The 9788-nt window shown below is 42.2% G+C and carries 11 protein-coding genes; 6 read left to right on the top strand and 5 right to left on the bottom strand.

The genetic code is table 11. The features are described 5' to 3' along the window. Positions 1 to 203 precede the first annotated feature (203 nt). Positions 204 to 1454, bottom strand: a complete 1251-nt coding sequence (locus tag WBA23_RS05430) for an ammonium transporter (RefSeq protein WP_424581232.1) — start codon at positions 1452 to 1454, stop codon at positions 204 to 206. 125 nt (positions 1455 to 1579) lie between these two features. Beyond that, complete coding sequence (locus WBA23_RS05435; protein ID WP_424581233.1) at positions 1580 to 1918, bottom strand: P-II family nitrogen regulator; 339 nt, start codon at positions 1916 to 1918, stop codon at positions 1580 to 1582. Between the two features lie 354 nt (positions 1919 to 2272). Between WBA23_RS05435 and WBA23_RS05440 the strand changes: the two genes are divergently transcribed. The 6 genes from WBA23_RS05440 to WBA23_RS05465 all read left to right on the top strand — a co-directional run bounded on the left by WBA23_RS05440 (position 2273) and on the right by WBA23_RS05465 (position 7785). Next, the gene (locus WBA23_RS05440) at positions 2273 to 2956 is read left to right on the top strand and encodes a DUF4159 domain-containing protein (protein WP_424581234.1); all 684 of its coding nucleotides are present in this window, start codon (positions 2273 to 2275) and stop codon (positions 2954 to 2956) included. 151 nt (positions 2957 to 3107) lie between these two features. Then, positions 3108 to 3866 carry an acyl-CoA desaturase gene (locus WBA23_RS05445; RefSeq protein WP_424581235.1) on the top strand — a complete coding sequence of 253 codons (759 nt, stop codon included), beginning with the start codon at positions 3108 to 3110 and terminating at the stop codon, positions 3864 to 3866. Between the two features lie 145 nt (positions 3867 to 4011). Further along, complete coding sequence (locus WBA23_RS05450) at positions 4012 to 4674, top strand: energy transducer TonB (RefSeq protein WP_424581236.1); 663 nt, start codon at positions 4012 to 4014, stop codon at positions 4672 to 4674. A 108-nt stretch (positions 4675 to 4782) separates the two neighbouring features. After that, entirely contained in the window at positions 4783 to 5178 is a 396-nt protein-coding gene (locus tag WBA23_RS05455) for a BlaI/MecI/CopY family transcriptional regulator (RefSeq protein ID WP_424581237.1), read from the top strand. A 7-nt stretch (positions 5179 to 5185) separates the two neighbouring features. Further along, on the top strand, positions 5186 to 6163 hold the full coding sequence (locus WBA23_RS05460) for a hypothetical protein (protein WP_424581238.1): 978 nt from the start codon (positions 5186 to 5188) through the stop codon (positions 6161 to 6163). Positions 6164 to 6183: 20 nt separating this feature from the next. Beyond that, on the top strand, positions 6184 to 7785 hold the full coding sequence (locus WBA23_RS05465; RefSeq protein WP_424581239.1) for a TonB family protein: 1602 nt from the start codon (positions 6184 to 6186) through the stop codon (positions 7783 to 7785). A gap of 101 nt (positions 7786 to 7886) precedes the next feature. Here the strand turns inward: WBA23_RS05465 and WBA23_RS05470 are convergent, their stop codons facing one another. The 3 genes from WBA23_RS05470 to WBA23_RS05480 all read right to left on the bottom strand — a co-directional run bounded on the left by WBA23_RS05470 (position 7887) and on the right by WBA23_RS05480 (position 9596). Continuing rightward, positions 7887 to 8093, bottom strand: coding sequence for a type II toxin-antitoxin system RelE/ParE family toxin (locus WBA23_RS05470; RefSeq protein WP_424581240.1), 207 nt, complete (start codon positions 8091 to 8093; stop codon positions 7887 to 7889). 54 nt (positions 8094 to 8147) lie between these two features. Then, positions 8148 to 8378 carry a type II toxin-antitoxin system ParD family antitoxin gene (locus tag WBA23_RS05475; protein WP_424581241.1) on the bottom strand — a complete coding sequence of 77 codons (231 nt, stop codon included), beginning with the start codon at positions 8376 to 8378 and terminating at the stop codon, positions 8148 to 8150. 129 nt (positions 8379 to 8507) lie between these two features. Beyond that, positions 8508 to 9596 (bottom strand): potassium channel family protein, encoded by a 1089-nt coding sequence (locus tag WBA23_RS05480; protein WP_424581243.1) that lies wholly within the window; start codon positions 9594 to 9596, stop codon positions 8508 to 8510. Positions 9597 to 9788: the final 192 nt, after the last annotated feature.

Here is a 9788-nt window from a genome sequence, read left to right on the forward strand (position 1 = left end):
TCGGAAGGATTCGAACCCTCAACCCCCAGAGCCGAAATCTGGTATTCTATCCAGTTGAACTACGAGTGCATTTTACAGCTTTTGCTGTAGAGAGTCGCAAATCTAAGGGAAATTTGCCAATATTAAAATTACCTGACGATCAGATATAAAAAAAGCTACTCTAACCAATTAAGTAGCTTTTGAAAATTCTCGTTTAGTGTTATCTAGCTAAATACTTTATCCTGCGTATGGTCTTCCACCATATCTGGGTAAGCGCGCATTTTATGCTCACCGATATCCAGACCTTCAATTTCTTCTTCTCTAGATACCCGTATACCGATAGTCGATTTAAGTACGTAGAAAATCAGTAGGGCCGAAACAAAACAGAAGACACCAATGACTCCTACGCCAATTAACTGGCTAATAAATTGAGCACCTCCAGCTAAAGATCCGAAGATTCCTACCGCCAATGTTCCCCAAATGCCGCACGCTAAGTGAACCGAGATGGCTCCAACTGGGTCATCTAGTTTCATCCGGTCAAAGAACACTACCGCTATCACGACCAATGCTCCCGCAACCAAGCCAATAACAATGGCATCAGTTACCCCCATTTGATCAGCACCCGCAGTGATACCTACTAGCCCGCCCAAAATACCGTTGAGCACCATCGATAAATCATTGGAGCGAACCACAATTAGGGCGGTTACTAATGCGCCAATGGCTCCCGCGGCAGCCGATAAAGAAGTAGTAACAAACACTAAGGATACCAACCCAGGATCAGCACTTAGTACGGAACCACCGTTAAAACCGTACCAACCAAACCACAGCAAAAAGACGCCAATGGTAGCTAGTGGCATACTATGACCGGGAATTGGACGAATTTTACCATCAACGTATTTGCCTAATCGGGCACCCAGTAGCATTACTCCGACTAAAGCCCCCCAACCACCGACCGAGTGAACCAATGTAGAGCCCGCAAAATCATAGAATGGGGTTTCCATAGTAGCCAAGAAACCACCGCCCCACTTCCACATACCGACCATAGGATAAACTAACCCAACATAGATAACAGTAAAGATGAGGAAGCTATGTAGTTTTATACGTTCGGCTACGGCACCCGACACAATCGTAGCCGCAGTAGCCGCGAACATGGCTTGGAAAATAAAGTCAGTCCAGTAAGTGTAGCCCTCGTTGTAGCCGCCCGTATTAGCACCCTCGGGCATATCCAGACCAAACCCGGCAAAGCCGAAAAAACCACCAGCAAAATCGTCGCCTGGGTACATAATGTTGAAGCCCCACAAACAGTAAGTAAGTAGCCCAATAGGTAAAATTGTAGCGTTTTTGAATAAAATGTTGACGGTATTCTTAGACTGAGTAAGACCAGATTCGAGCGATGCAAAACCCAGGTGCATAATAAACACCAAGATGGTCGCCATCATCATCCATAAGTTATTTGTAGTGAAAAGTTCTTCCATAGGATATAGTAGATTAATGTTAGTATAGTTCGTTAATTATTAAATAGCTCGAGTGCTGATGGACTGACTTTGGTGTTTCGCCTTCCATTATCCATTTTTCTCTATCAACTTTCAATTGCTCATTGTTAGTTAATGGCTTCATGTCCCGTCTCGCCCGTACGAACTCGATAAACTTCGTCTAAATGGGTAACGAAGATTTTGCCGTCTCCTACTTTACCGGTTTTGGCGTTACTAAGAATGGTATCAATCGCTTTTTGTAGAAACTCATCAGATACTACAATTTCTAGTTTGGTACGAGGAATATAGCCAACATCATAAGTAGTGCCTCGGTAGGTGCGATACTCTTTTTCTAGGCCATGTCCTTTAACGTCGTAGAATGACAGGAAAGCTACTCCAGCATCGGCCAAAGCTTCTACTACCTGCTCGAATTTGGAAGTTCGGATGATGGCTTCAATCTTTTTCATGGCTTATAGAGTATTAGTTAAAAGGAGTGATAGTAAAGATAGATAGTCAAGTGGGTGGAATGAGCTACTAAGTAATAGGTTAATACCACGAATATAAAGATAATTTGTAAAAAAAGTAGATATGCAGTGTGATTGCATCAATGAAAACCATCATTGCATTAGATAATTCTAACAATAGTGATTATTTATTAGATAATTGATATTTAGAAAAAATCAAATTTTGACAATATAATTGGCTAAATCACACCTTATATTGCAAAGCGTGAATTAAGAAAAGAAAAAAAGCAATCGATAAACGATTTCTACTACTGCTCCGTTTGAGAGCTAATAATTAGTCGCTAAATAACTCGTTTGATGCGAAACATTCTTACTCATAGATTTAATAGAGCTCTGCTGCTATTGCTTCTACTAGGAAATGTAGGACAGTTGGTATTAGCCCAGGGTATTACAATTGCTAAGGTGAAGTATGAGGGTGGGGGCGACTGGTACGCTAATAAAACGGCTCTACCTAACCTCATCGACTTTTGTAATAATAATCTGAATACTAACTTAGCCCTGGAAGAAGAGGTAGTAGATGTAGGGAGTCCTGACCTTTTCTTGTACCCATATGTGTACATGACTGGTCACGGAAATATTGTATTAACCGGTGACGAAGCGGAAAACCTACGAAAGTATTTGATTTCAGGAGGCTTTTTGCACGTAGATGATAATTACGGTTTGGACGAGTTTATCCGGCTCGAGATGAAGAAAGTATTTCCCGAACTGGAATTTGTGGAGCTACCTATTAATCACCCGATTTATAATCAGAAATACAACTTTCCAAAAGGCCTTCCCAAGATTCATGAGCACGACGGACAGGCAGCGCAGGGTTTTGGCCTGGTATACGAAGGAAGAATGGTTTGTTTTTACTCCTACGAAAGCGATCTGGGTAATGGATGGGAAGATCAACGGATTCATAACGACCCAGAGGAAGTGCGCCGACAAGCCTTGAGAATGGGAGCAAATATTATCGCTTTTGCGTTCACGCAGGCAGAATAGAAGATGAAACGTTAGAACTTCTTGATAGCTTCGCTTGTTGTTGAGTCATATTTAGGATTTCTACGTATAATTAGGTTCAGCAATCACCGAGCATCTCTCATAATTTGTATATTTGCCTAACCAATTCATTTACCACTAAAATTATCCATTTGTGATTATCATTGCACTCTTTTTAGCTCACTGGTATTTCTCCCTGTTTTTCCAGACCTTCTTTTTGCACCGCTACGCGGCACACAAGATGTTTGTGATGAACCCGATCTGGGAAAAAGTATTTTACTTACTTACGTGGCTTACTCAAGGATCTTCGTACCTAAGCCCACGGGCATACGCGGTATTGCACCGTATGCACCATGCCTACAGCGATACGCCCGAAGATCCACATTCACCGCATCATACTGAAAACCTATTCTCAATGATGTGGGAAACTAAAAATATTTATAACAATATTTTAGATCATGAAGTAGAGCCGGAAGCTCGGTTCACGAAAGATTTACCAGATTGGCCAGCTTTTGACAAGTTTGCTGACCTTTGGTATGTGCGAGTAGGGTGGGGAGTTATGTATAGCTTGTTTTACATTTGGGCAATTTCGTACGCTGAATTGCCAGGCACCCATTGGTTGATGTATGGCTTGTTGCCACTGCATTACTTAATGGGACCAATACACGGAGCGATTGTAAACTGGTGTGGCCACAAGTACGGTTACTCTAACTTTGACAACAATGATAAGTCTAAGAATACGCTGGTATTTGACTTCTTAATGTTAGGAGAGCTGTTCCAGAATAACCATCATAAGTTGCCTAATCGCCGAGATTTTGCTGCTCGCTGGTTCGAGATCGATCCGACCTACCCAGTGATGAAGTTATTGGAATCACTAAGAATTATTAAAGTAAATAAGCTTAAGAGCGCATAAAAAGCTAAGAAACTAGAAAGCTGAACAATGGTTTGGCTTTCTTTTTAGATAGAATAACTATTTTTTTAGTTAAAAAACTATTGTATTAGTTTGAAAACTAAAAATTTCGTTATATCTTGATTCTAAGAAATAAAACTACTGTACTATGGAGAGTAAAAAAACGCAACAAGCTGATCTGGAACGTCGTCGTTTGTATCACTTTACTATTGGGCTAGTGTTATCGGTTTCGGTAATATTGGTAGCTTTTGAGTGGAAATATACCGAGCGGATATTAATTGATTTGGGTCAGGTAACTGACGATTTTCCTGAGGCACCAAAAATGGAAATAACGGAAATTAAACCACCTCAGCCGCCTAAAGTACAGCCGGTAATTATTCCGGTAAACGATGAAGAAGAAATAGAAGATGTTATTGATATTATTCTTGATGTAGATATCAGTGATCCGATACTAGACATTGCAGAAATGAACAGACCGGAAGAGGAGGAGACCGATAAAATTCATATAACTGCCGAAGAGCGACCTTCCTTTCCAGGGGGAATAAGTGCCTTCTACCAATATGTATCCCAAGAATTAAAGTATCCGCGCCAGGCGGTAAGCCGGGGTATTGACGGAAAAGTATTCATTCAGTTTGTGGTGAACCAAGATGGCTCGCTTACCAACGTTGAAGTGATTAAAGGAATTGGGGCGGGTTGCGATGAAGAAGCCGCTCGGGTGCTGAAGAATGCTCCCCGTTGGAATCCGGGTAAGCAACGGGGCAAACCGGTTCGGGTACAAATGATGATTCCTATTATTTTTCGATTGCAGTAAAAAATGAAACCGGCAAAAGGCGAAGGGTAAATAGTACATAAATGTACGCAGGGTTGTACATGATTATGCGCCTAATTTCCAAAACCAAACCCCCAATACCAAAAACCAATGAAAGAACTTACCAAAGCCGAAGAACAAGTCATGCAAATTCTCTGGAAAATTAGGCGAGGGTTTGTCAAGGATATTTTGGCTAAAATAGACGAACCCAAACCTGCATATAACACCGTTTCTACCATTGTGCGAATTCTGGAGAAGAAAGGTTTTGTAGGCTACACCGCCTACGGAAAAACCCATGAATATTATCCGCTGGTGGACAAGAAAACGTACAGCAACTTCTTTCTGAAGAATTTTCTGGGAAGCTACTTCGGCGGTTCTTTTCCCAAACTAGTCTCCTTTTTTGCTCAGGAAAACGATATGGATATTCGCGAATTCGAGCAACTAATGAAGTATGTGGAGGATGACTTGAAAGAAGATAAAAACGATTCTGATACGTCAGAAAAGTAGTTAGGTTATGGAGTGGCTTAAGGAAAATCCCATCGTACTCATTCCACTAGCGTTACTACTGGCATTTCTGGTATTGCCGTTACTGGATAAAGCGCCAAAAAAACCAATTAAACGAGCTTCGGTAGCTTCTGAAACGCGAGAGAATACCGATTTTCCTGATTATGATTTGCTTCCTAATGCATTGAAACGACGAATGAAAGAAGTTAAAGATGCTGACTCTATTCATCGCTATTTCTTCTACTATTTTTTCGAGACCGATGATATCAACCGACACTATTTTCTAGATGATGACCCTATGAATATGATTTTTGAGTCTCAGCCTGTGACCAACCAAGAAGCATTAGAATTGGTAGAAGAACGACTGCTCGAGAACCAGAGGTGGGGTCATAGCTTGATACAACATCCAAACTATTGGGAAAATATGCAAGACAGAGAAACGGCTAGGAAGACTCACTATCAGCAAATAGTCGGTTACGTTTTCCCTGAATACGAAGCGGATTTTCGGCAGCTTCGGGTAGGCATTATGGTAGATACAGCTAATTATATGGCGGTGCGCGAAAATGAGATAATTCACGATACGAAAACCTACCATTTAACTGAGGTGGATACGCCACCCCGTCCGATACGAGGTGAAGTGTATTTTCACGAGGCAATACGAAAGTACTTGAAAAATCAACTCGTGTACTTTCAATTCTACGACATGACTGGGGTGGTAAAGACCGAATTCACTGTGGGCGGAAAAGCCAGTTCACCCCAAATTATAGAAGGCTTCAGCACCCGGGAAACCGAACGGGACGAAGCTTACAAACTGGATGGGCTGATTGTGAAAGCTCTAAATAATTTGAAAGTCCGGTGGAAATCGGGTAAGCGAGGCGGTAAGTCGGTGAACGCGCGAGTAGCGATGGACGTACATTTTTCTTTCGATGAAACCGGGGCGATGGAAGTGAATTTCTCGGAGCTTTTACCCGCAACCAAAACATTTTAAATACAACAAATTGGCGTACTATGGACACCTTAATTAATTACCTACTAGAAGTCAGCGTTTGCTGGGGCGTTTTTTACCTGTTCTACGTGGTAGCACTACACAATCAGACATCCTACCAGTACAATCGCTTTTATCTGTTGGTGGCTTCGTTATTGGGTGTGATATTTCCATTACTGGAAGTACCGTTAGATACGGCTACTTCCAGCCCAATTAATCCATCAGCCATTTGGTTAGACCCTTTCATGGCTTTAGAAGCTCCCACCGCAACCGAGAAAACATTCCAGTGGCGGTGGGATTATTTCTTGGGTTTTATCTACGGGGTAGGCGTATTGGGTATAACTGGATATTACTTTCGCCAGTTTTTAAGCGTGTGGTGGGCTATCCGGGTTAGCCAACCGCGATTAAGTTCTTCAGGAAACTATCAGTTATTGCACACAGGAGGCAACTTTCCCACTTCTTCTTTCTTTCAGTTTTTACTGTGGGATAATACACAACCGCTATCTGCTGCGGAAGCGCGCCAAATGATGGCACATGAGGAAACCCATATTCGCCAGAAGCATAGCTACGACATCACCTATTTTACCTTATTAAAAATCGTATTCTGGTTTCATCCGTTGGTCTATCTTTTTGAGCGGGCCTTGGTAGAAAATCATGAATTCGCGGCGGATGCCGGGGCACTGCAGCACCCTGCGGCCAACCGCCAAACCTACTCTCGTTTGTTAGCCAAGCAATCCATGGTCAGCTTGCAGTGGACGGTAGTCAACCATTTTTATAAATCCAAAACCTTAAAACGTATTAAAATGATGGAAAAGAATAATAACATTCGCTGGTACCGCTACGCGCTGATTGTTCCGGTCGTAGCCACCTTATTTCTAGCGTTCTCCTGCCAGCCCGATACCGAAGAACTGGAACAGCAGGCTATTGCTGAGTCTTATGAAGATGTGCAATCTCAATTGAAAGATGTTGGTGAACAACTAAACGTTTACACGAACAAGTACTTTGAAAACGGAGGCGGTTTGATGGATGCCATGCGAATAGAATCGGAAAAATTTCTGAATGCTGGTGGCCCACCTCCTTCCCGGGAAGATGTATATCTTAACGTGTTTAAAGAAGTCGCCTCTAGTAGTGACTACACTAATATCGAGAGTTTAACCGAAAGGCAAAGCACTCTTCAGGAAAAGCTAAGGGGATTACCTGATGCTGATGGCGTATTTATGGTAGTGGAAAATCAACCGGCACCCGAAGGGGGAATGAGAGAATTCTACCGATATGTGGGGGATAATATAAAGTATCCGAAAGAAGCTCGGGAGAAAGGGATTGAAGGGAAAGTATTTGTGCAGTTTGTGGTCAATGAGTACGGGGAACTAACAGATTTTAAAACCCTAAAAGGAATTGGGGGCGGTTGTGATGAGGAGGCGGTTCGAATGCTACAAGCTGCTGCTGCTTGGAACCCCGGTACTACCGATGGTAAACCCGTGCCGGTCCGGATGGTGATGCCTATTACATTCAAATTTGAAGATGGAGTGGATAACACCGATAAATCCGTAAGTGCTGCAGAAAAAGATGAGTCTACTAAAAAGCTGGAGGAAACGGTGGTGGTAGGTTACGGGGTTAAGAAGTAGATTGGATTATTTATGCGTAGTGGTGATATGACTGGTCATGTCACTACTACGTACTGCTTAGAGGTGCTTTGTAGGGTCACGGTGTTGGTGTAGCACTCGGACTATTCGAACTCGATCAGGTAGTCAGGTAGTATCCGATAGAATACGATATGTTGCGCTTTGGGGAAGCTACGTAATCCTACACGAATCTCATCTCTACTTACGCCCATTCCAGAGTAATCTATTGGTTGATCAAACAAAGCTTCTAAATTCAGAACATATTCTTCTGCTCGATGAACTTCGTAACGATTGTCGAGATACAAAAACATCTTCCAAATCCTGATCAGCAGCAGTAGAAAGTTCGTAAAACTGAACGCCAGCCACTATTTCTCTACGTTTTTCTTAGATGCAATTATATCTCGAACGGATCGATTGCTAATGGGGCCTTCCCAGCCCTCATCAATTGCTGCTTTTAGTTCGCTAGCGATTTTTGAACGATATAACTGATGGTACCGTAGGGCCTCCCGCACTACTTCTGCTGCGTTCTGATAATCACCGGATTCAATTTGTTCAGCAATATATCCTTCTTGTTGCTTAGTCAAACTAATATTCATTGTCTTAGTTTTTAGACTAAAAAGTATAAAATATATCTATATTTAGCAAATATGGATATTGGATTCAGCATAATCTCCTTCAACCTCGAGTTGCGGCTATTCTTGAAAAAAATTATTCATTGAGAAAAGTCATTCCACCTTCTGCTTAGCCCCGCGTTCCTGCAAGCGGCCTTCGGATACTCCGAACAACTTTTGCATTTTGTTCTTGGTCGTTCCGGTGCAAATCAGAATGAGGTAGTCATCTCTCGAAATAGTAAGTCCGGCGGAAGGATTTTTCTTAAGCAAGCGGCTACCGTCCGACTGCTTTTGGTTAATACCTACCAGCACACAATCATGTTCTTTTTTAAGAGAAATAAAGGCATCCAAGTAGTCTTCACCAGCGTAGGGGTTTTGTTCGGTCACCCGGTATTCCAGCAAATCGTAATCTTCTCCTTCCAATGCAGAAGTCATAAGCGACTCGGCCATCATGGCTACGTCGGGTTCAAAGGTATAACTAGCTACTAGGCGAGAAGCAATTTCGGTTTTTGAAACGACGTAGCGCACTCCGGTGGCCGCAAAGGTTTCTTTTAAACTGGGGTTGCTTAATGACACCACATAATTCAAATCAGGGTACGACTTTTTCAGATTCAGCAGATAAATCAGTACCTCAGTATCATCCGGGAAGTTGATGAAAACCGTAGCAGCATCTTGGATATTTGCCTTTTCCAAAGCTTCCAGATTACTGTAGTCGGTGAAGAGAGCGAACACCTCCTTAGTGCCAAAAGCTTCGTGGATCAAATCAATCTCACTTTTGTCGTTGCACACAATAGCCACCTGATTGCCGGAGTGAACAACTTCTTCTACTACTTCTTTACCAAACTTATCCCAACCAATAACGAGAATGTGGTTTGTGAATTTTGTTCCCAAGAGTCCTAAGCGTTTTTTTTCTAAATATACCGAAACCTGCGCAGTAAGCTGACTAATCAGATAACCTAAGATTCCTACACTACCTAATACGAATATTAACCCAATTACTTTACCAATTCCTGTAGTTGGGTAATAGTCGCCGTAGCCAACCGTAGAAAGTGTAACGATTGTGTACCAAAACGCCTCGGTTGGGGTATTAATATTAGAGCCTTCATTGCCGTGCTCAACTAAGTAAAGTAAGTATGTTACCGCTAAATATGCTATTAGCGCGACACCTACATAAGATAAATTCTTTCGTCGGTTGGCTGTCATAAATTATCTACAAAGTTTCTTCCACCCGGATACGTGAAAACATCAGCGTAAGCCTTACTACGGTTTTATTCGCTCGGGATGGTCGGCTACAAACGCTTTCCAACTTTTGTTGTGCCGAATGGGCGATGATTTTTGATAGTGGTGACAAAGCGCTACGGCCAATGCATCAGTAGCATCATTTAGTTGATTTTC

Source organism: Tunicatimonas sp. (genome assembly GCF_049647865.1).
Lineage (GTDB): Bacteria > Bacteroidota > Bacteroidia > Cytophagales > Cyclobacteriaceae > Tunicatimonas.

Bases quoted from the DNA above. Each gene is read 5' to 3' on its own strand.
- WBA23_RS05450 (WP_424581236.1), top strand. From the start codon at position 4,012: ATGGAGAGTAAAAAAACGCAACAAGCTGATCTGGAACGTCGTCGTTTG.
- WBA23_RS05465 (WP_424581239.1), top strand. From the start codon at position 6,184: ATGGACACCTTAATTAATTACCTACTAGAAGTCAGCGTTTGCTGGGGC.
- WBA23_RS05475 (WP_424581241.1), bottom strand. From the start codon at position 8,378: ATGAATATTAGTTTGACTAAGCAACAAGAAGGATATATTGCTGAACAA.
- WBA23_RS05460 (WP_424581238.1), top strand. From the start codon at position 5,186: ATGGAGTGGCTTAAGGAAAATCCCATCGTACTCATTCCACTAGCGTTA.
- WBA23_RS05480 (WP_424581243.1), bottom strand. From the start codon at position 9,596: ATGACAGCCAACCGACGAAAGAATTTATCTTATGTAGGTGTCGCGCTA.
- WBA23_RS05440 (WP_424581234.1), top strand. From the start codon at position 2,273: ATGCGAAACATTCTTACTCATAGATTTAATAGAGCTCTGCTGCTATTG.
- WBA23_RS05470 (WP_424581240.1), bottom strand. From the start codon at position 8,093: ATGTTTTTGTATCTCGACAATCGTTACGAAGTTCATCGAGCAGAAGAA.
- WBA23_RS05455 (WP_424581237.1), top strand. From the start codon at position 4,783: ATGAAAGAACTTACCAAAGCCGAAGAACAAGTCATGCAAATTCTCTGG.
- WBA23_RS05435 (WP_424581233.1), bottom strand. From the start codon at position 1,918: ATGAAAAAGATTGAAGCCATCATCCGAACTTCCAAATTCGAGCAGGTA.
- WBA23_RS05430 (WP_424581232.1), bottom strand. From the start codon at position 1,454: ATGGAAGAACTTTTCACTACAAATAACTTATGGATGATGATGGCGACC.